Here is a 20,351-nt window from a genome sequence, read left to right on the forward strand (position 1 = left end):
GTTATTGTCGTTTTAAGGTTCGGTGCGCTATTGCGGTAAATAATCGCATCCGATGCCAAGCCGAGGGCGCAAGCCCCCACAAGGAGATAGGCATGAACCAAGAGGTCATGAACCTTTTCAACCCGCAGGTCCCTGCGCAGCACTTCGATTCCATCCGGATTTCGATTGCTTCGCCGGAGAAGATCCTGTCGTGGTCGTATGGCGAAATTAAAAAGCCGGAAACCATCAACTATCGTACGTTCAAGCCAGAACGCGATGGTCTTTTCTGCGCGCGTATCTTTGGACCAATCAAGGATTACGAATGCTTGTGCGGCAAGTACAAGCGTATGAAGTACAAGGGCATTATCTGCGAAAAGTGCGGCGTTGAAGTCACGCTGTCGCGCGTTCGCCGTGAGCGTATGGGCCATATTGAGCTGGCAGCACCTGTCGCTCACATCTGGTTCCTGAAGTCGCTTCCTTCGCGTATCTCGACATTGCTCGACATGACGCTGAAGGATGTTGAGCGCGTTCTGTATTTCGAAAACTATATCGTCACCGAGCCGGGCCTCACCGCTCTGAAGCAGAATCAATTGCTCTCCGAAGAAGAGTATATGATGGCTGTGGATGAATATGGTGAAGACCAGTTCACCGCGATGATCGGCGCTGAAGCCATTTTCGAAATGCTTGCCTCCATGAATCTGGAACGCATTGCTGGCGATCTGCGTCAGGATTTGGCCGATACCACGTCCGATCTGAAGCAGAAGAAGCTGATGAAGCGTCTCAAGATCGTTGAGAACTTCATGGAATCCGGCAATCGTCCTGAATGGATGATCATGAAGGTTGTTCCCGTGATTCCACCGGACCTGCGTCCGCTGGTGCCGCTGGATGGTGGCCGTTTTGCCACCTCCGACCTGAACGATCTTTATCGTCGCGTGATCAACCGTAACAACCGTTTGAAGCGTTTGATCGAACTGCGTGCGCCTGGCATCATCATCCGTAATGAAAAGCGCATGTTGCAGGAATCTGTCGATGCGCTGTTCGACAACGGCCGTCGTGGCCGCGTCATCACCGGTGCCAACAAGCGTCCGCTGAAGTCGCTGTCTGACATGCTCAAGGGCAAGCAGGGCCGCTTCCGTCAGAACCTTCTCGGTAAGCGCGTCGACTATTCCGGTCGTTCGGTTATCGTGACCGGTCCTGAATTGAAGCTGCACCAGTGCGGTCTGCCAAAGAAGATGGCGCTCGAACTGTTCAAGCCATTCATCTACGCCCGTCTGGACGCCAAGGGTTACTCCTCGACCGTCAAGCAGGCCAAGAAGCTTGTTGAAAAGGAAAAGCCGGAAGTTTGGGATATCCTCGACGAGGTTATCCGCGAGCATCCCGTTCTTCTGAACCGCGCGCCAACGCTGCACCGTCTGGGCATTCAGGCATTTGAGCCTATTCTGGTTGAGGGTAAGGCAATTCAACTGCATCCGCTCGTCTGCACAGCCTTCAACGCCGACTTCGACGGTGACCAGATGGCTGTTCACGTGCCGCTTTCGCTGGAAGCCCAGCTGGAAGCCCGCGTGTTGATGATGTCGACCAACAACATTCTGCATCCGGCAAACGGTCAGCCGATTATCGTTCCTTCGCAGGACATGGTTCTCGGCCTCTACTATCTGTCGATCATGAACCAGAATGAGCCGGGCGAAGGCATGGTCTTCTCCGATATCGGTGAGTTGCATCACGCTCTGGAAAACAAGGTTGTGACGCTGCACTCCAATATCCGTGGTCGCTTCAAGACTGTGGATGCCGAAGGCAAGCCTGTGTCTCATATTCATGAGACAACACCGGGCCGTATGCTCATTGGTGAATTGCTGCCAAAGAACGTGAATGTTCCTTTTGACACCTGCAATCAGGAAATGACCAAGAAGAACATCTCCAAGATGATCGACACGGTTTATCGCCATTGCGGCCAGAAGGACACGGTCATTTTCTGCGACCGGATCATGCAGCTCGGCTTCCGCCATGCCTGTAAGGCTGGTATTTCGTTTGGTAAGGATGACATGATCATTCCTGAAACCAAGGCGAAGATCGTTGGTGATACCGAGTCTTTGGTGAAGGAATACGAACAGCAGTACAATGACGGTCTGATCACTCAGGGCGAAAAGTACAACAAGGTCGTTGACGCTTGGGGTAAGGCGACTGAAAAGGTTGCGGAAGACATGATGGCCCGTATTAAGGCTGTTGAGTTTGATGCTGAAACCGGTCGCCAAAAGCCGATGAATGCGATTTACATGATGTCTCACTCCGGTGCGCGTGGTTCTCCGAACCAGATGCGTCAGCTGGGTGGTATGCGCGGTCTTATGGCCAAGCCATCAGGTGAAATCATCGAGACGCCGATCATCTCGAACTTCAAAGAAGGCCTGACCGTGAACGAGTACTTCAACTCGACCCACGGTGCCCGTAAGGGTCTCGCAGACACCGCCTTGAAGACCGCGAACTCCGGTTACCTGACCCGTCGTTTGGTTGACGTGGCGCAGGATTGCATTGTCAACATGGTCGATTGCGGTACCGATAAGGGCCTGACCATGACGGCAATCGTCGATGCCGGTCAGGTGGTTGCCTCGATTGGTGTGCGCGTTCTCGGTCGTACGGCGCTTGACAACATTGACCATCCGGTCACGGGTGAGCGCATTGTTGATGCAGGCCGCATGATCCTCGAAGCCGATGTGATCGAAATCGAGAAGGCTGGTATTCAGTCGATCCGTATTCGCTCTGCTCTGACCTGCGAAGTTCAGACCGGCGTGTGCTCGATCTGCTACGGTCGCGACCTTGCACGTGGTACACCTGTCAACATGGGCGAAGCAGTTGGCGTTATTGCCGCTCAGTCCATCGGTGAGCCAGGCACACAGCTGACCATGCGTACCTTCCACTTGGGCGGTACCGCGAACGTGGTTGACCAGTCGTTCCTGGAAGCATCGTATGAAGGTACGATCCTGATCAAGAACCGCAACATGCTGCGCAACTCTGACGGCATTTTTGTCGCCATGGGCCGTAGCATTGCCATCACCATTCTCGACGAGCGTGGTGTGGAGCGTTCTTCGCAGCGCGTTGCTTACGGCTCAAAGATCTTCGTGGACGATGGCGACAAGGTTCGTCGTGGTCAGCGCTTGGCCGAATGGGATCCATACACACGTCCGATCATGACGGAAGTGGAAGGAACTGTTCACTTCGAAGATCTGGTTGATGGTATCTCCGTTCTGGAAGCCACCGACGAGTCGACGGGTATCACCAAGCGTCAGGTTATCGATTGGCGCTCGACGCCACGCGGTACAGACCTGAAGCCTGCGATCGTCATCAAGGATGCTTCCGGCAATGTTGCCAAGCTGGCCCGTGGCAGTGATGCACGCTTCCAGCTGTCTGTGGACGCCATTCTGTCGGTAGAGCCCGGCCAGAAGGTGTCGCCAGGTGAAGTTCTGGCCCGTTCGCCAATGGAAAGCGCCAAGACCAAGGACATCACCGGTGGTCTGCCACGCGTTGCTGAATTGTTCGAAGCACGTCGTCCGAAGGATCACGCCATCATCGCTGAGATTGATGGTACGATCCGTCTGGGTCGCGACTACAAGAACAAGCGTCGCGTGATCATCGAGCCTGCGGAAGATGGTGTAGAGCCAGTCGAATACCTGATCCCGAAGGGCAAGCCCTTCCATCTTCAGGATGGCGACTATATCGAAAAGGGTGATTACATCCTCGACGGTAACCCTGCACCGCACGACATTCTGGCGATCAAGGGCGTAGAGGCTTTGGCTTCCTACCTCGTGAACGAAATCCAGGAAGTCTATCGTCTTCAGGGCGTGGGCATTAACGACAAGCACATCGAAGTGATTGTTCGTCAGATGTTGCAGAAGGTTGAAATCACCGATGCGGGCGATAGCCAGTACATCGTGGGCGACAACGTTGATCGCATCGAGATGGATGACATCAACGATGCGCTGATTGAAGAAGGCAAGAAGCCTGCCTATGGCGAACCCGTTCTGCTGGGTATCACCAAGGCATCGCTGCAGACGCCTTCCTTCATCTCGGCTGCATCCTTCCAGGAAACCACAAAGGTTCTCACGGAAGCGGCGATTGCCGGGAAGACCGATACGCTGCAGGGTCTGAAGGAAAACGTTATCGTTGGCCGTCTGATCCCAGCCGGTACGGGTGGCACCATGACGGTTATTCGCCGGATTGCATCGTCGCGTGACGAGCTGATCCTCGAAGAACGCCGCAAGGGCACTGGTGCTGACTCTGCCACGCCTATGTTGCGTGACATGGCAGGAGAGAATGCGCCCGCCGCCGAATAAGGGCAGGGACATTTTCAACAATTAACAAAGCCGCCCGGTGTGAGCCGGGCGGCTTTGTCGTGTCTTGATGGTGGTTGCTATTTTTTGCTGAGACTTTTTATCGCGTCAGTTCGCTAAAGGTCTGACGTGTGTTGCAAAAAGGGCAGGGCGGCTTGCTGCTCATATCCAAGCCGCCGTTCGGCTTGCGCCAACGACAGCCAGAAAAAACGAAAGGTAACCGGCACGTTTGAGCCGTGTGGAAACATTTCGAGATTGGTCCAGCTGTCGGAAAACGGCCCGTCGAGAGCGATGTGAAAGAAATGGCGGTTGTGCATGATATGTTCGCCGTCGCGTAAGATTGCGTAGGTCGCGGATGCCAGGAATATCGGGGGATATACCGGAGTCAGACCGCTTTCTTCTGCAAACTCCCGCTGAGCTGCCGTTATGAGCGCTTCACCCGGTTCCACAGTGCCGCCGGGCACTTGTGGCAAAATTTCAGGAAAGTCCGGCTCGTCAAAAACAAGGAGCCGATCTTTCCATGTCGCGTAGATCAAGACTTTATCAATGGGTGGCTTGCACACCGTTCAACACTCAGTCGAAGCGAATGATTGCAACTTCGCCCTCAAGCGCGCCCTGATAGGCTGAGGCGTGGGGCTCATCGACCGGAACCTCGGTAACCATGCCGATCTGGTCCAGATCCGCTTCAAGGAAGCCTTCTTCAGAAAGCGCGTTCAAGGCGCTACGCACGGCAGAATCATCATCTGGCGCGCAGAGAAGAATATGCAGGTCTATGCCGTCCGAGCCAGCTTCCTCATAAGCCTTGGCGATGATGATGAAAACCATCGGGTCTTCGGATGTGTTGTCGTTGTCGGGTGTGGAAATCATGTGGGGTCCTTTCGAACGGGAGACCTTGCTCTGATGCAACGGGCCGAAGGATGAAGTCAATGCAAAGATGGCGCTGGGTAAATATTGCGCTGGATACCCGAATTCCGGCGCTGATCCGGGGTGGAATTGAATCGGCACAATCACGTTATAGATCACGACCACCCGGTCAAGATGACAGTTTGTGCGTCAAACTGATTCTGAGACTTTCCCGGTGACAAAGTGCGATTGAATTCTTGCACGTAACCCGGATTCGGCTCATAATCGTGCATAAGAGCATCGCTCAGGGCTGCAACGCCCTGCATAGCCTAATAATTTCGGGCCAAGGCTTGACGAAACCGGGCGAAAACAGTAGTACGCCCGGCATCGGAGCCAATGTGAGGTTATGCTTTTCGGAACGCCATGTTCTGGAGTTTGCCTCAAACAAGGATCCAAAACGCACTTTGAAGACATGAATGCTGCACGCACGACGTATTCTATATGCGTCCTCTGCCTTTTGTGGTCTATCCAGAAATTGGGTATGGCCATGTTTTGCGCATGTAGAAAATTGTGCGGCCACCGCCGGTAACGGCTAAAGCGGGCCACAAGGGCTCAAGTGACAAGAATAAAAGGGATGGTTCTATGCCTACCGTAAATCAGCTGATCCGCAAGCCGCGTCAGGCACAGGTAAAGCGCAATAAGGTTCCTGCATTGCAGGAAAATCCACAGAAGCGCGGCGTTTGCACTCGCGTTTACACAACGACACCTAAGAAGCCTAACTCGGCTCTTCGTAAGGTTGCCAAGATCCGTTTGACCAATGGCTTCGAAGTCATCGGCTACATTCCAGGTGAAGGCCATAACCTGCAGGAACACTCTGTTGTCATGATCCGTGGCGGCCGCGTAAAGGACTTGCCAGGCGTTCGTTACCACGTGATCCGTGGTGTTCTCGATACGCAGGGCGTCAAGAACCGTAAGCAGCGCCGTTCCAAGTATGGTGCGAAGCGTCCGAAGTGATTTCGGCATTCCACATTTTAAATTCCAGCGCTGCGCGAGGTTCTCCGCGTTCTAAAGCGTTCCAACCGTTGAGAGACGAAAAATATGTCACGTCGCCATAAAGCAGAAAAACGCGAGATCAACCCGGACCCAAAGTTCGGCGATCTGATCGTTACCAAGTTCATGAACGCCATCATGTTGCACGGCAAGAAGTCCGTTGCTGAAACCATCGTTTACGGTGCGTTTGATGTCGTTGAGAGCAAGTCCAAGCAAGAACCGATCGCAATCTTCCATCAGGCTCTCGAAAATGTTGCGCCTCATGTCGAAGTGCGTTCGCGTCGCGTTGGCGGTGCAACGTATCAGGTGCCAGTCGATGTGCGTCCGGAGCGCCGCCAGGCGCTCGCCATTCGCTGGTTGATCAATGCCGCTCGCAAGCGCAACGAGACAACAATGGTTGATCGTTTGTCCGGCGAATTGCTGGATGCTTCTAACAACCGCGGCAGCGCTGTTAAGAAGCGTGAAGACACGCACAAGATGGCTGATGCCAACCGCGCGTTCTCGCACTATCGTTGGTAATCTTAGAAGCGATCGAATATCGAAAGGCAGTCCACTATGGCTCGCGAATATAAAATCGAAGACTACCGCAACTTCGGGATCATGGCGCATATCGACGCCGGCAAGACCACGACCACCGAGCGTATCCTGTACTACACAGGTAAGTCTCACAAGATCGGCGAAGTTCATGATGGCGCAGCCACGATGGACTGGATGGAGCAGGAGCAGGAACGTGGTATCACCATCACTTCCGCTGCGACCACGACCTACTGGAAGGGTCGCGATGGCAAGATGCGCCGCTTCAATATCATCGACACCCCCGGCCACGTTGACTTCACGATTGAAGTTGAGCGCAGCTTGCGTGTTCTCGATGGTGCTATTGCGCTGCTCGATGCCAACGCCGGTGTAGAACCACAGACCGAAACGGTTTGGCGTCAGGCTGAAAAGTACAACGTTCCGCGGATGATCTTCTGCAACAAGATGGACAAGACCGGTGCTGACTTCTACCGTTCGGTAGAAATGATCAAGACCCGTCTCGGTGCCACCGCTGTTGTTATGCAGCTGCCAATCGGCGCTGAAACAGAGTTCAAGGGCGTTGTTGACCTGATCGAGATGAACGCGCTCGTATGGCGCGATGAATCTTTGGGCGCTGCATGGGATGTTGTTGAAATCCCGGACGACCTGAAGGACAAGGCTGTTGAATATCGCGAAAAGCTGATCGAAACTGTTGTTGAGATCGACGAACAGGCGATGGAAGACTACCTGAACGGCGTTATGCCTGACAACGACAAGATCCGCGCTCTGGTTCGCCGTGGCACGATCGACGTTAAGTTCCATCCAATGTTCTGCGGCACAGCCTTTAAGAACAAGGGCGTTCAGCCTTTGCTCGACGCTGTTGTTGAATATCTGCCTTCTCCACTCGATATCCCTGCTATCAAGGGCATCGACGTGAAGACTGAAGCTGAAATCGAGCGTCACGCTGATGACAGCGAGCCATTGTCGATGCTGGCGTTCAAGATCATGAACGACCCCTTCGTTGGTTCTCTGACTTTCTGCCGTATCTATTCTGGCAAGCTCGAAAAGGGCGCGTCGGTTATGAACACGGTGAAGGAAAAGCGCGAACGCGTTGGCCGTATGCTTCAGATGCACTCCAACTCGCGTGAAGACATCGAAGAAGCTTTTGCAGGCGACATCGTTGCTCTCGCTGGCCTGAAGGAAAGCACTACGGGCGACACGCTCTGCGATCCTTTGAACCAGGTTATCCTTGAGCGCATGGAATTCCCTGAGCCGGTTATTCAGATCGCTATCGAGCCTAAGACCAAGGGCGACCAGGAAAAGATGGGCCTCGCGCTCAACCGTCTGGCTGCTGAAGATCCTTCGTTCCGCGTCAAGACTGACCATGAATCCGGTCAGACGATCATCGCAGGCATGGGCGAACTTCACCTCGACATCATCGTTGACCGTATGCGTCGCGAATTCAAGGTTGAAGCCACTGTTGGTGCTCCTCAGGTTGCTTACCGTGAAACCATCACGAAGCTGCATGAAGAAGACTACACCCACAAGAAGCAGTCTGGTGGTACTGGTCAGTTTGCGCGCGTCAAGCTCGTGTTCGAACCAAATCCAGAAGGCGAAGACTTCAAGTTCGAATCCAAGATCGTTGGTGGTGCTGTTCCGAAGGAATACATCCCAGGCGTTCAGAAGGGTATCGAAAGCGTTCTGAACTCCGGTCCTCTGGCTGGCTTCCCGATGCTGGGTGTTAAGGCAACACTCATCGACGGTGCTTACCACGATGTTGACTCGTCGGTTCTGGCGTTCGAAATCGCGTCTCGCGCCTGCTTCCGTGAAGCAGCAAAGAAGGCTGGTGCACAGCTTCTTGAGCCGATGATGAAGGTTGAAGTTGTTACACCTGAAGATTACGTCGGTGACGTGATTGGCGACCTGAACTCCCGTCGTGGGCAGATTCAGGGTCAGGAAAGCCGTGGTGTGGCAGTTGTTATCAACGCTCACGTGCCGCTTGCCAATATGTTCAAGTATGTTGACAACCTGCGCTCCATGTCTCAGGGCCGTGCGCAGTACTCAATGGTGTTCGACCACTATTCACCGGTTCCGAGCAACGTTGCAGCCGAAATTCAGGCAAAGTACTCCGGTCAGAAATGATCGGGGTAACCCGCCAGAAAAGATAACAGGAATTTCCCCCATAGCGGGGATGAGATAATGGAGAGCCGAAAATGGCAAAAAGTAAATTTGAGCGCAATAAGCCACACGTTAACATTGGCACGATCGGCCACGTTGACCACGGCAAGACGTCTCTGACGGCAGCAATCACCAAGTACTTCGGCGAGTTCAAGGCATACGACCAAATCGATGCCGCTCCAGAAGAAAAGGCACGTGGTATCACCATCTCGACGGCTCACGTTGAGTATGAAACAGCCAACCGTCACTATGCACACGTTGACTGCCCCGGTCACGCCGACTACGTCAAGAACATGATCACCGGTGCAGCGCAGATGGACGGCGCGATCCTGGTTTGCTCGGCTGCTGACGGCCCAATGCCACAGACCCGCGAGCACATCCTGCTGGCTCGTCAGGTTGGCGTTCCTGCCATCGTTGTGTTCCTCAACAAGGTTGACCAGGTTGACGACGAAGAGCTGCTGGAACTGGTAGAACTGGAAGTTCGCGAACTTCTGTCTTCATACGACTTCCCAGGCGATGACATTCCAGTTGTTAAGGGCTCTGCTCTTGCTGCTTTGGAAGATTCGGACAAGAAGATCGGCGAAGACGCAATTCGTGCGCTGATGGCTGCTGTTGACGATTACATCCCAACACCAGAGCGTCCAGTTGACCAGCCGTTCCTGCTGCCAATCGAAGACGTGTTCTCGATCTCTGGCCGTGGTACGGTTGTAACGGGTCGTGTCGAGCGTGGTATCATCAAGGTTGGTGAAGAAGTTGAAATCGTTGGTATTCGTCCAACGACCAAGACGACTGTTACCGGCGTTGAAATGTTCCGCAAGCTGCTCGACCAAGGTCAGGCTGGCGATAACGTTGGTGCGCTGATCCGTGGCGTTACCCGTGACGGCGTTGAGCGTGGTCAGATCTTGTGCAAGCCAGGTTCGGTTAAGCCACACACCACGTTCATGGCAGAAGCCTACATTCTGACCAAGGAAGAAGGCGGCCGTCATACACCGTTCTTCACCAACTACCGCCCACAGTTCTACTTCCGTACAACGGACGTAACGGGCATTGTTGAACTTCCAGAAGGCACGGAAATGGTTATGCCTGGTGACAACGTGACTGTTAAGGTTACGCTGATCAACCCAATCGCCATGGAAGAAAAGCTCCGCTTCGCGATCCGCGAAGGCGGCCGTACCGTTGGTGCCGGCATCGTGGCTTCCATCGTCGCTTAAGCGATCGATAACTTTGTTGTACGCGCGGCCAAAAGCCGCGCGTATTTCGTTTCAGCACTGCTCGTCATAGATGGCGCACGAGGGGTCGCTGTAACACTTCATATCTGCTGTATAATTTTATCCTTGAACCGATTCCGGTTTAAGGAATTATGCGCAAGAGAATCAGTTGACGAAGGGGCGGGGACGTTGTATGTCCGCGCCACGAACAAGGTACATAGCGTAGCGTTATGTGCCCTTGGCTCTGCTCAGTTTGTCGATCTGCTTAAGATCGGGTTGGCAGGGCCCCCAATGCAGATAAGTGACCGTGGCGCGAAAATGGCGCTGCAGTGATTTTTGACAATACGGGGCCGGCCAGCAATTGGTAATTCATTGTCTTCGCTTATGCGGGGCGCAAGAAAAGAAACAAGGACAAGTCCAATGACCGGCCAGAATATCCGCATCCGCCTCAAGGCGTTTGATCACCGGGTCCTCGATGCCTCGACACGCGAAATCGTATCGACCGCGAAGCGTACCGGTGCGAGCGTGCGTGGTCCAGTACCGCTCCCTACCCGTATTGAAAAATTTACCGTCAACCGTTCGCCTCACGTTGATAAGAAGAGCCGCGAACAGTTCGAAATGCGCACGCACAAGCGTCTGCTCGATATCGTTGATCCTACGCCCCAGACCGTTGATGCTTTGATGAAGCTCGACCTTGCTGCTGGCGTTGACGTAGAGATCAAGCTCTAAAAAAGAATTCCGGCGAGAGCCGTAATAACAAGGAAGGTACGTGGCAAGACCTGCCAACGACTTCTCGAAACGGGAAACCTGAAGGTCCGGAAGGGCTTGAATGGAATCCTTAAACAAAGAGGCGGGCAAGTGTCGCAAGATGCTTGTTTTACTCTCAAGAGGAATGAACCTATGCGTTCAGGTGTGATTGCACAGAAAGTAGGAATGACCCGGGTCTATAATGACGCCGGTGAGCACATTCCAGTAACAGTACTACGCTTGGATAACTGCCAGGTGGTGGCTCAGCGCACCGCCGACAAGCATGGCTATACTGCTGTTCAGCTCGGCGCAGGCCAGGCGAAAGTAAAGAATACATCCAAGGCTATGCGTGGCAATTTTGCCGCAGCAAATGTTGAACCAAAGGCGAAGCTGCTCGAGTTTCGCGTTTCTGAAGACAACATGATTGATGTTGGTGCGCAGCTTACCGCAAGCCACTTCACCTCTGGTCAGCTGGTTGACGTAACCGGCACGACAATTGGTAAGGGTTTTGCTGGTGCGATGAAGCGCCACAACTTCGGCGGTCTTCGCGCGACCCACGGTGTTTCGGTGTCTCACCGTTCGCATGGTTCGACTGGTTCCAACCAGGATCCTGGTAAGGTCTGGAAGGGCAAGCGGATGGCAGGTCATATGGGTCAGACCCGTGTGACAACTCAGAATCTTGAAGTTGTTTCGACCGATGAAGATCGTGGTCTTATCCTGGTGAAGGGCGCAGTTCCCGGCTCCAAGGGTTCCTGGATCATCGTGCGCGACGCCGTCAAGTCGGCATCGAAGTAAGGGAGCCAAGCTATGGAACTCAACGTCAAGACTATTGATGGGAAAGAAGCCGGCAAGGTTTCTCTGTCCGACGCCATTTTCGGCCTCGAGCCCCGCGAAGACATTATCGCTCGCATGATTCGTTGGCAGCTTGCCAAGAAGCAGCAGGGCACACACAAGACAAAGACCCGTGCAGAAGTTTCGCGCACTGGTGCCAAGATGTACAAGCAGAAGGGTACGGGCCGCGCTCGTCACCATTCGGCACGCGCTCCGCAGTTCCGCGGCGGTGGACGGGCTCATGGCCCGGTTGTTCGTAGCCACGAACACGACCTGCCCAAGAAGGTTCGCGCACTTGCTTTGCGTCACGCTTTGTCGGCCAAGCTCAAGTCTGAAGACCTGATCATTATCGACCAGTTCGTGTCTGCTGATCCTAAGACGAAGGGCCTTGTTGGTTCTTTCGAAGCTCTGGGTCTGACCAACGCGCTGCTGATCGGTGGTGTAGAGCTCGACGGCAACTTCAAGCTCGCAGCTGCAAACATCCCGAACATCGATGTTTTGCCAGTTCAGGGCATCAACGTTTATGACATTCTGCGTCGCGGCAAGCTGGTGCTTTCCAAGGCTGCAGTTGAAGCTCTGGAGGAGCGGTTCAAATGACTGATCTTCGCCACTACGACGTGATCGTATCTCCATCGATCACTGAAAAGTCGACCATGGTATCTGAATACAGCCAGGTTGTCTTCAATGTTGCCAAGACCGCTTCCAAGCCGCAAATCAAGGCTGCTGTTGAAGCTCTCTTCGGTGTAAAGGTGACTGCCGTGAACACGCTGCTCCGTAAGGGCAAAACAAAGCGTTTCCGCGGTTTTGCCGGGAAACAGAAGGACGTGAAGAAGGCGATCGTAACGCTCGCTGAGGGTCAGTCCATCGACGTGTCCACCGGTCTCTGAGGAACAGAAAAATGGCATTGAAAAATTTCAATCCGACGACCCCGAGCCAGCGTCAGCTGGTTATCGTAGACCGGTCCGGCCTTTACAAGGGCAAGCCAGTCAAGTCGTTGACCGAAGGTCTCCACTCTAAGGGTGGTCGTAACAACCTTGGTCGCATCACAGTTCGCTTTCAGGGCGGCGGTCACAAGCGCACCTACCGTCTGGTAGACTTCAAGCGTCGTAAGTTTGAAGTTGAAGGCACGGTTGAGCGTCTCGAGTATGACCCTAACCGTACAGCGTTTATCGCTCTGGTGACATACACCGACGGCGAACAGGCTTACATCATTGCTCCTCAGCGTCTTGCTGCTGGCGACAAGGTCATCGCGTCTGAAAAGGCTGTTGACGTTAAGCCAGGCAACACGATGCCCCTGCAGTACATTCCTGTCGGCTCGATCATCCACAATGTGGAATTGAAGCCAGGCAAGGGTGGTCAGGTTGCTCGTTCTGCTGGTGCATATGTTCAGCTGGTTGGTCGCGACAGCGGCATGGCGATCCTTCGTCTGAGCTCGGGTGAGCAGCGCTTGGTGCACGGCACTTGCCTTGCGACAATCGGCGCGGTTTCCAACTCCGACCATGGCAACACCAATGACGGTAAAGCCGGTCGTTCGCGTTGGCGCGGTAAGCGTCCGCACGTTCGCGGCGTTGTTATGAACCCGGTTGACCACCCGCACGGCGGTGGTGAAGGCCGCACCTCGGGTGGCCGTCATCCAGTGTCGCCTTGGGGCAAGCCCACCAAGGGCAAGCGCACACGTTCGAACAAGTCGACAGACAAGTTCATCATGCGCTCGCGCCACCAGAAGAAGAAGTAAGAGAGGTAGTCAGAGATGGCTCGTTCAGTATGGAAAGGCCCCTTCGTTGACGGCTACCTTCTTAAGAAGGCTGAGAAGGTTCGCGAAAGCGGTCGTAGCGAAGTGATCAAGATGTGGACCCGTCGGTCGACAATCTTGCCACAGTTTGTCGGTTTGACGTTCGGCGTCTATAACGGCAGCAAACACATCCCGGTCAGCGTCAACGAAGACATGGTTGGCCATAAGTTCGGTGAATTCGCTCCAACCCGGACCTACTACGGTCACGGTGCGGACAAGAAAGCGAAGAGGAAGTAACGATGGGCAAGGCAAAAGCCGAACGCCGGTTGCAGGATAATGAGGCGCAAGCAGTTGCGCGTACACTCCGCGTCAGCCCTCAGAAGCTCAACCTGGTTGCAGCTATGATCCGTGGCAAAAAGGTCGACCGGGCTCTGGCCGACCTCGAGTTCTCGCGCAAGCGTATTGCAGGCACCGTAAAGAAGACTCTCGAGTCCGCTATTGCGAATGCTGAGAACAACCACGACCTCGACGTCGATCAGCTGATCGTTGCAGAGGCCTATGTTGGTAAATCGATCACCATGAAGCGTTTCCACGCTCGTGGCCGCGGCCGCGCATCGCGCATTGAAAAGCCGTTCGCACACTTGACGATTGTTGTGCGCGAAGTCGAAGCCAAAGTGGAGGCTGCATAATGGGTCAGAAAATCAATCCAATCGGTTTCCGCCTGGGCATTAATCGCACCTGGGATAGCCGTTGGTTCGCCGACAACGCTGAATACGGTCAGTTGTTGCACGAAGATCTCAAGATCCGTGCCTACATCATGGCTGAATTGAAGCAGGCTGGTATTGCCAAGGTGGTTATCGAGCGTCCGCACAAGAAGTGCCGCGTCACGATCCACTCGGCTCGTCCTGGTTTGATCATCGGCAAAAAGGGTGCGGACATCGAAAAGCTTCGCAAGAAGCTTTCCGAAATGACCAATTCTGAAACGCACCTCAACATCGTTGAAGTTCGTAAGCCAGAAATCGATGCTACGCTGGTCGCTCAGTCGATCGCCCAGCAGCTCGAGCGCCGTATTGCTTTCCGTCGCGCCATGAAGCGCTCCGTTCAGTCGGCAATGCGTCTGGGTGCTGAAGGCATCAAGATCACTTGCGCCGGCCGTCTCGGTGGTGCCGAAATCGCTCGTACGGAATGGTACCGCGAAGGTCGCGTTCCACTTCACACGCTGCGTGCGGATATCGATTACGGTGTAGCAGAAGCTACAACCGCATATGGTATTTGCGGCATCAAGGTTTGGATCTTCAAGGGCGAAATCCTTGAGCACGATCCAATGGCTTCCGAGCGTCGCGCTCTGGAAGGTGACGCCCAAGGTAGCAGCACCAACAACCGCCGCCGCGAGAACGCGTAATTGGCGCCGCGTGGCAGAAAGTTTGGAGAATAGAAAATGTTGCAACCAAAGCGTACCAAGTATCGCAAGCAGTTCAAGGGACGCATCAAGGGCGTTGCCAAGGGCGGTTTCGACCTGGCGTTCGGTGAATTCGGCCTGAAGGCTCTTGAGCCTAACCGCGTCAATGCTCGTGAAATCGAAGCGGCTCGCCGCGCGATCACACGTTATATGAAGCGCGCAGGTCGCGTGTGGATCCGGGTATTCCCCGATGTTCCAGTAACAGCAAAGCCTACCGAAGTCCGTATGGGTAAAGGTAAGGGTTCTGTTGAGTACTGGGCATGCAAGGTCAAGCCCGGCCGTATGATGTTCGAGATCGACGGTGTTTCCGAGGAGATCGCCCGCGAGGCGCTTCGTCTCGGTTCGGCCAAGCTCTCGGTCAAGACGCGCTTCGTACAGCGCATTGCAGAGTGAGGGATCAAGCCATGAAAGCCGCAGATGTTCGCGCCATGAGCGCTGATCAATTGAAGGACGAGCTTGCCAATCTGAAGAAGGAGCAGTTTAACCTGCGCTTTCAAAAGGCGACTGGCCAGCTTGAAAAGTCCTCGCGTGTTAACGAAGTTCGCAAGGACATCGCTCGCGTGAAAACCATTGCCCGCCAGAAGGCGGCAGAAGCCAAGGCCTAAAGGAACAGAAAATATGCCTAAACGCATTCTGCAGGGCGTCGTCGTCAGCGACAAGAACGACAAGACTGTTGTGGTCCGGGTTGAGCGTCGATTCGCTCACCCACTGCTCCAGAAGACAGTTCGTCGTTCTAAGAAGTACAAGGCTCACGACGAGACCAACCAATACAAGACCGGTGACATGGTTTCCATTCAGGAATGTGCACCGATTTCCAAGGATAAGTGCTGGACGGTTATCTCCGCCCAGGCTTAATTTACAGAGAAATGGGAAAGGCTCTTGCGCCTTTCCCAGAAATCTGTATGAAGCACCACAACGGCGCAAGAACGCTCCACTGCGAGCGTTCTTTTGCTTTGAGCGCAGGGAAGGTCCTCTAGAGGAAACCACCTTTGCAAGATCCTCCTCCGCTCGAAAATTGAGAAAAATCCATAAGCCGGAATAGGGGGCCAGTTCGCCCAACCGTTCCGGTCTAACGAAAAGGCGACCTGACATGATTCAGATGCAGACTAACCTCGACGTTGCCGACAATTCCGGCGCACGTCGTGTCATGTGCATCAAGGTGCTGGGCGGCTCCAAGCGTAAATACGCTTCGGTGGGCGACATTATCGTCGTTTCCATCAAGGAAGCTATTCCGCGTGGCCGCGTTAAGAAGGGTGACGTGATGAAAGCGGTTGTTGTGCGTACCGCTAAAGACATCCGTCGCGCCGACGGCAGCGTCATCCGCTTCGATAACAACGCAGCAGTTCTTATCGACAATAAAAAAGAGCCTATCGGTAGCCGTATCTTCGGACCGGTTCCGCGCGAACTTCGTGCTAAGAACCACATGAAGATCATCTCGTTGGCTCCGGAAGTTCTTTAAAGGAGCGATGACGATGCAAAAGATTCGTAAGGGCGACAAGGTCGTCGTACTGACCGGTAAGGACAAGGGTCGTTCCGGTGAAGTTATTCAGGTGATGCCAAAGGAAGACCGTGCGGTCGTCAAGGGTATTAATGTTGTCAAGCGCCACCAGCGCCAGACGCAGACCCAAGAAGCTGGCATTGTTAACAAGGAAGCGTCTATGCACCTTTCCAACCTTGCTATCGTTGACAAGGACGGCAAGCCGACTCGCGTTGGTTTCGCTGTCGTTGACGGCAAGAAGGTTCGTGTTGCGAAGCGTTCGGGAGAAGTGATCGATGGCTGAGATCAAGTATGAGCCCCGGCTCAAGGTAGAATACGTATCCCGTATTCGTCAGGCCATGCAGGAGCAGTTCTCCTACGCAAACGAGATGCAGATCCCGAAGATCACCAAGGTTGTTATCAACATGGGCGTGGGTGAGGCGACTGCCGATTCCAAGAAGCCTTCTGTTGCTGCAGCTGACTTGGCAGCCATTGCCGGTCAGAAGCCTGTGATCACCAAGGCTCGTAACTCTATCGCTGGCTTTAAGGTCCGCGAAGGCATGCCGATCGGCGCAAAGGTAACACTTCGCGGCGCACGCATGTATGAATTCCTGGATCGCTTGACCAACATCGCGCTTCCGCGCGTTCGCGACTTTCGTGGTCTGAACCCGAAAAGCTTTGACGGCCGTGGTAACTTCGCCATGGGCATCAAGGAGCACATTGTGTTCCCAGAGGTCAACTACGATAAAGTTGATCAGATGTGGGGCATGGATATCATCGTTTGCACGACGGCACCAACGGACGACGAAGCACGGGCTCTTCTGAAAGAGTTCAACTTCCCGTTCCGCGCATAACCGTAACGACAAGCGTAGAAGAGGAACTTCGATATGGCGAAGACAAGCGCAGTTGAAAAGAACAAGCGCCGCCGCAAGACAGTTGCCCATCAGGCCGGCAAGCGCGCCGAACTGAAGGCAATTATCATGAACCAGTCCCTTTCGATTGAGGAACGGTTCAAGGCAACCCTCAAGCTGGCAGAAATGCCGCGCGATGGCTCCAAGACCCGCATTCGTAACCGTTGCGAAGTCACCGGCCGTCCACGGGCATTCTATCGTAAGCTCAAGATGTCGCGTATTGCGCTTCGTGAGCTTGGCAATTCCGGCAAGGTGCCGGGCATTGTTAAGTCGAGCTGGTAAGGAGACGGGCAAATGACGATGACTGATCCGTTGGGCGATATGCTCACCCGTATCCGGAATGGTGCCGCTCGCCGTAAGGCTTCTGTGGTTACTCCGGCTTCCAAGCTGCGTGCGCGCGTTCTGGATGTCCTGCAAGCTGAAGGCTACATTCGTGGCTATTCGGAAATCGATCATGGTAACGGCAAGTCCGAGATCACGATTGAATTGAAGTATTATGAAGGTGCGTCGGTGATCCGTGAGATCGGCCGTGTATCTAAGCCGGGCCGCCGAGTTTATGTATCGGTTAAGTCCATTCCGCAGGTCGCGAACGGCCTCGGCATTACGATCCTTTCGACTCCGAAGGGCGTTATGGCCGATCACCAGGCTCGTGAACAGAATGTTGGTGGCGAGGTTCTCTGCTCTGTCTTCTAAGACAGCGCGGAGATCTCCCTAGCGAACAGACAGGATATAAACATGTCTCGTATCGGTAAAAAGCCCGTTCAGGTTCCTGCAGGAATCACGGCCACTGTTGATGGCCAAAAAGTGACTGCAAAGGGCCCTAAAGGCGAACTTTTCTTCGTCGCAAATGACGAAATCTCTGTTGCTCTGGAAGACAACGCTGTTGTTGTAAAGCCAGTCAACGACTCTAAGGATGCTCGTTCAAAGTGGGGCATGTCCCGCACGATGATCGAAAACATCTTCAAGGGTGTTAAGGATGGCTTCGAGCGCAAGCTTGAAATCAACGGCGTTGGTTACCGCGCGTCGCTTCAGGGCAAGAACCTGCAGCTGGCTCTCGGTTTCTCTCATGACGTTGTGTATGAGCCACCGGTTGGTGTTACCATTGCCGTTCCTAAGCCGACGGAAATCGTGATCACGGGGATCAACAAGCAGCAGGTCGGTCAGGTCGCTGCTGAGATCCGCGAATATCGCGGTCCTGAGCCTTACAAGGGCAAGGGCGTCAAGTATGCCGAAGAGCGGATTATCCGCAAAGAAGGCAAGAAGAAGTAAGGAACGCGCGAAATGGCAAGCAGAAAAGAAGCACTTGTACGTCGTGCGAACCGTGTACGGCGTCAGATCAAAGCGGTGGCCAATGGCCGTCCGCGTCTGTCGGTACATCGCTCTTCGAAGAACATCTACGTTCAGGTTATCGACGACGTGGCTGGCCGCACTTTGGCCGCTGCATCGACGCTGGACGCAGGTTTGCGTTCTTCGCTCAAGACCGGTGCTGACACTGCGGCAGCTGCCGCTGTTGGCAAGTTGGTTGCCGAGCGTGCGGTTAACGCTGGTGTGAAGGAAGTGGTCTTCGACCGCGGTGCCTTCATTTATCACGGCCGCATCAAAGCATTGGCCGAAGCCGCTCGCGAAGGCGGTCTTTCGTTCTAATGAATTGCCGCCCGGGTTTACTCGGGCGGCTTTCCGGCTTTTTAGCCGGTCACCCGGACGTCGCCCCGGCCCGATATGGCTTACCCCAAACAGGGCAGGGCGGACATATATTGTAATCTGCCGATTGCACCCGGAAAAGAAAAAAGGAAAAGGACAATGGCACAAGAAAAGCGTGGTTCGCGGGACGACCGTCAGAACCGTGAAGAGCGCGATAGCGAATTCGTCGACAAGTTGGTCGCGATCAATCGCGTAGCGAAAGTTGTTAAGGGCGGCCGTCGTTTCGGCTTTGCTGCTCTCGTTGTTGTTGGCGACCAGAAGGGCCGCGTTGGCTTTGGTCACGGCAAGGCTCGTGAAGTTCCAGAAGCAATCCGCAAGGCAACAGAAGCTGCCAAGCGCGAATTGATTTTCGTTCCCCTGCGTGACGGCCGTACCCTTCACCACGATGTGAACGGTCGCCATGGCGCTGGTAAGGTTCTTCTGCGTTCCGCAAAGGCTGGTACCGGTATCATCGCCGGCGGTCCAATGCGCGCTGTTTTCGAAACACTCGGCATGCACGACGTTGTTGCAAAGTCGACTGGTTCCTCGAACCCATACAACATGGTTCGTGCAACATTTGACGCTTTGAAGCACCAGGTTCATCCAAAGGACGTCGCTTCTCAGCGTGGTCTGAAGTATGCGACCCTGCAGGCCCGTCGTGCCGCTTCCGGCAACGGTTCTGAAGAATAAGGAGCTGAAAAATGGCCAAGAACACTGAAGCCAAGACGATCACGATCGAACAGATCGGCTCGCCTATTCGCCGCCCGGCTGTACAGCGCCAGACGCTCGTCGGCTTGGGCCTCAACAAGATGCATCGGGTCCGCACGTTGGAAGATACTCCTTCGGTTCGTGGCATGATCCGTGCTGTCCAGCATCTCGTTCGCGTCGTCGAAGAGAAGTGAGACGGGGGAATTTGTCATGAAACTGAATGAAATTAAAGACAACGAAGGCTCCAGCAAGAACCGTATCCGCGTAGGTCGTGGTATCGGTTCCGGCAAGGGCAAGACCGGTGGTCGCGGCGTCAAGGGTCAGAAGGCTCGTTCCGGCGTTGCTGTGAACGGTTTTGAAGGCGGTCAGATGCCAATCTACCGACGTCTGCCTAAGCGCGGCTTCAACAATATCTTCGCATCTGAATTCACTACCGTGTCGGTTGGTCGTCTTCAGCAGGCGATTGATGCTGGCAAGCTTGATGCGACTGCAACGATTGATGTTGCTGCGTTGAAGGCTGCTGGTGTGATTCGTCGCATCAAGGACGGCGTTCGCATTCTTGCTGACGGCGAATTGACAGCGAAAGTGACGCTGGAAGTTGCTGGTGCCTCCAAGCCTGCGATCGAAAAGATCGAAAAGGCTGGCGGTTCGCTCAAGTTGTTGGGCGTTAAGGCTGAAGCAGCTGAATAATTGATGAATATAATCGCCCGGGG

28 protein-coding genes are annotated in these 20,351 nt (G+C 54.3%); 26 read left to right on the top strand and 2 right to left on the bottom strand.

Going from position 1 to position 20,351, the window contains the following annotated elements:
- The first annotated feature begins 92 nt into the window (after window positions 1-92).
- Window positions 93-4,304, top strand: coding sequence for a DNA-directed RNA polymerase subunit beta' (rpoC, locus tag BJF95_RS16950; RefSeq protein WP_075640627.1), 4,212 nt, complete (start codon window positions 93-95; stop codon window positions 4,302-4,304).
- A gap of 113 nt (window positions 4,305-4,417) precedes the next feature.
- Here rpoC and BJF95_RS16955 read toward each other — a convergent pair whose 3' ends face one another.
- Both BJF95_RS16955 and BJF95_RS16960 read right to left on the bottom strand, forming a co-directional pair.
- Window positions 4,418-4,837, bottom strand: a complete 420-nt coding sequence (locus BJF95_RS16955; protein WP_245297356.1) for an NUDIX hydrolase — start codon at window positions 4,835-4,837, stop codon at window positions 4,418-4,420.
- A 37-nt stretch (window positions 4,838-4,874) separates the two neighbouring features.
- Window positions 4,875-5,168: a transcriptional regulator family protein gene (locus BJF95_RS16960; protein ID WP_075641103.1), complete on the bottom strand. Its 294-nt coding sequence runs from the start codon at window positions 5,166-5,168 to the stop codon at window positions 4,875-4,877.
- Window positions 5,169-5,786: 618 nt separating this feature from the next.
- On the opposite strand from BJF95_RS16960, the gene rpsL reads away from it, so the two are divergent.
- The 25 genes from rpsL (at window position 5,787) to rplO (ending at window position 20,328) form a co-directional block, all read left to right on the top strand.
- Window positions 5,787-6,158 carry a 30S ribosomal protein S12 gene (gene rpsL / locus BJF95_RS16965; protein ID WP_042618537.1) on the top strand — a complete coding sequence of 124 codons (372 nt, stop codon included), beginning with the start codon at window positions 5,787-5,789 and terminating at the stop codon, window positions 6,156-6,158.
- Window positions 6,159-6,242: 84 nt separating this feature from the next.
- The gene (rpsG, locus tag BJF95_RS16970) at window positions 6,243-6,713 is read left to right on the top strand and encodes a 30S ribosomal protein S7 (RefSeq protein WP_075640629.1); all 471 of its coding nucleotides are present in this window, start codon (window positions 6,243-6,245) and stop codon (window positions 6,711-6,713) included.
- Between the two features lie 36 nt (window positions 6,714-6,749).
- On the top strand, window positions 6,750-8,849 hold the full coding sequence (fusA, locus tag BJF95_RS16975; RefSeq protein WP_075640630.1) for an elongation factor G: 2,100 nt from the start codon (window positions 6,750-6,752) through the stop codon (window positions 8,847-8,849).
- 71 nt (window positions 8,850-8,920) lie between these two features.
- Window positions 8,921-10,096 (top strand): elongation factor Tu, encoded by a 1,176-nt coding sequence (gene tuf / locus BJF95_RS16980; protein ID WP_075640618.1) that lies wholly within the window; start codon window positions 8,921-8,923, stop codon window positions 10,094-10,096.
- Window positions 10,097-10,513: 417 nt separating this feature from the next.
- Window positions 10,514-10,822 (top strand): 30S ribosomal protein S10, encoded by a 309-nt coding sequence (gene rpsJ / locus BJF95_RS16985; protein ID WP_075640631.1) that lies wholly within the window; start codon window positions 10,514-10,516, stop codon window positions 10,820-10,822.
- Window positions 10,823-10,993: 171 nt separating this feature from the next.
- A complete protein-coding gene (rplC, locus tag BJF95_RS16990; RefSeq protein WP_075640632.1) occupies window positions 10,994-11,635 on the top strand; it encodes a 50S ribosomal protein L3 in 642 nt (213 codons plus the stop codon).
- A gap of 12 nt (window positions 11,636-11,647) precedes the next feature.
- Complete coding sequence (gene rplD / locus BJF95_RS16995) at window positions 11,648-12,268, top strand: 50S ribosomal protein L4 (RefSeq protein WP_075640633.1); 621 nt, start codon at window positions 11,648-11,650, stop codon at window positions 12,266-12,268.
- Window positions 12,265-12,558, top strand: coding sequence for a 50S ribosomal protein L23 (locus BJF95_RS17000; protein ID WP_075640634.1), 294 nt, complete (start codon window positions 12,265-12,267; stop codon window positions 12,556-12,558). Before rplD ends, BJF95_RS17000 begins: the two co-directional genes overlap by 4 nt.
- An 11-nt stretch (window positions 12,559-12,569) precedes the next feature.
- A complete protein-coding gene (gene rplB, locus BJF95_RS17005) occupies window positions 12,570-13,406 on the top strand; it encodes a 50S ribosomal protein L2 (RefSeq protein ID WP_075640635.1) in 837 nt (278 codons plus the stop codon).
- Window positions 13,407-13,421: 15 nt separating this feature from the next.
- Entirely contained in the window at window positions 13,422-13,700 is a 279-nt protein-coding gene (gene rpsS, locus BJF95_RS17010) for a 30S ribosomal protein S19 (RefSeq protein ID WP_015915742.1), read from the top strand.
- Between the two features lie 2 nt (window positions 13,701-13,702).
- Window positions 13,703-14,092: a 50S ribosomal protein L22 gene (rplV, locus tag BJF95_RS17015; protein ID WP_075640636.1), complete on the top strand. Its 390-nt coding sequence runs from the start codon at window positions 13,703-13,705 to the stop codon at window positions 14,090-14,092.
- Window positions 14,092-14,805 (top strand): 30S ribosomal protein S3, encoded by a 714-nt coding sequence (gene rpsC, locus BJF95_RS17020; RefSeq protein WP_075640637.1) that lies wholly within the window; start codon window positions 14,092-14,094, stop codon window positions 14,803-14,805. Before rplV ends, rpsC begins: the two co-directional genes overlap by 1 nt.
- Window positions 14,806-14,841: 36 nt before the next feature.
- Complete coding sequence (gene rplP, locus BJF95_RS17025) at window positions 14,842-15,255, top strand: 50S ribosomal protein L16 (protein ID WP_015915745.1); 414 nt, start codon at window positions 14,842-14,844, stop codon at window positions 15,253-15,255.
- Window positions 15,256-15,266: 11 nt separating this feature from the next.
- Complete coding sequence (gene rpmC, locus BJF95_RS17030; RefSeq protein ID WP_075640638.1) at window positions 15,267-15,467, top strand: 50S ribosomal protein L29; 201 nt, start codon at window positions 15,267-15,269, stop codon at window positions 15,465-15,467.
- 13 nt (window positions 15,468-15,480) lie between these two features.
- Window positions 15,481-15,717, top strand: a complete 237-nt coding sequence (rpsQ, locus tag BJF95_RS17035; RefSeq protein ID WP_075640639.1) for a 30S ribosomal protein S17 — start codon at window positions 15,481-15,483, stop codon at window positions 15,715-15,717.
- A gap of 235 nt (window positions 15,718-15,952) precedes the next feature.
- Window positions 15,953-16,321: a 50S ribosomal protein L14 gene (gene rplN / locus BJF95_RS17040; RefSeq protein ID WP_015915748.1), complete on the top strand. Its 369-nt coding sequence runs from the start codon at window positions 15,953-15,955 to the stop codon at window positions 16,319-16,321.
- Between the two features lie 13 nt (window positions 16,322-16,334).
- Window positions 16,335-16,643, top strand: coding sequence for a 50S ribosomal protein L24 (rplX, locus tag BJF95_RS17045; protein ID WP_075641104.1), 309 nt, complete (start codon window positions 16,335-16,337; stop codon window positions 16,641-16,643).
- Window positions 16,636-17,193, top strand: a complete 558-nt coding sequence (rplE, locus tag BJF95_RS17050) for a 50S ribosomal protein L5 (protein ID WP_075640640.1) — start codon at window positions 16,636-16,638, stop codon at window positions 17,191-17,193. Before rplX ends, rplE begins: the two co-directional genes overlap by 8 nt.
- A 33-nt stretch (window positions 17,194-17,226) precedes the next feature.
- Window positions 17,227-17,532 (top strand): 30S ribosomal protein S14, encoded by a 306-nt coding sequence (gene rpsN / locus BJF95_RS17055; protein ID WP_075640641.1) that lies wholly within the window; start codon window positions 17,227-17,229, stop codon window positions 17,530-17,532.
- Between the two features lie 12 nt (window positions 17,533-17,544).
- Entirely contained in the window at window positions 17,545-17,943 is a 399-nt protein-coding gene (gene rpsH, locus BJF95_RS17060; RefSeq protein WP_075640642.1) for a 30S ribosomal protein S8, read from the top strand.
- 42 nt (window positions 17,944-17,985) lie between these two features.
- Window positions 17,986-18,519: a 50S ribosomal protein L6 gene (gene rplF, locus BJF95_RS17065; RefSeq protein WP_075640643.1), complete on the top strand. Its 534-nt coding sequence runs from the start codon at window positions 17,986-17,988 to the stop codon at window positions 18,517-18,519.
- Between the two features lie 12 nt (window positions 18,520-18,531).
- On the top strand, window positions 18,532-18,894 hold the full coding sequence (rplR, locus tag BJF95_RS17070; protein WP_075640644.1) for a 50S ribosomal protein L18: 363 nt from the start codon (window positions 18,532-18,534) through the stop codon (window positions 18,892-18,894).
- Between the two features lie 156 nt (window positions 18,895-19,050).
- Window positions 19,051-19,620 carry a 30S ribosomal protein S5 gene (gene rpsE, locus BJF95_RS17075; RefSeq protein WP_075640645.1) on the top strand — a complete coding sequence of 190 codons (570 nt, stop codon included), beginning with the start codon at window positions 19,051-19,053 and terminating at the stop codon, window positions 19,618-19,620.
- Window positions 19,621-19,631: 11 nt separating this feature from the next.
- On the top strand, window positions 19,632-19,832 hold the full coding sequence (gene rpmD, locus BJF95_RS17080) for a 50S ribosomal protein L30 (protein ID WP_075640646.1): 201 nt from the start codon (window positions 19,632-19,634) through the stop codon (window positions 19,830-19,832).
- Window positions 19,833-19,848: 16 nt separating this feature from the next.
- Complete coding sequence (gene rplO / locus BJF95_RS17085) at window positions 19,849-20,328, top strand: 50S ribosomal protein L15 (protein ID WP_075640647.1); 480 nt, start codon at window positions 19,849-19,851, stop codon at window positions 20,326-20,328.
- Window positions 20,329-20,351 lie beyond the last annotated feature (23 nt).

The organism is Rhizobium oryziradicis (assembly GCF_001939045.1).
GTDB lineage: Bacteria > Pseudomonadota > Alphaproteobacteria > Rhizobiales > Rhizobiaceae > Allorhizobium > Allorhizobium oryziradicis.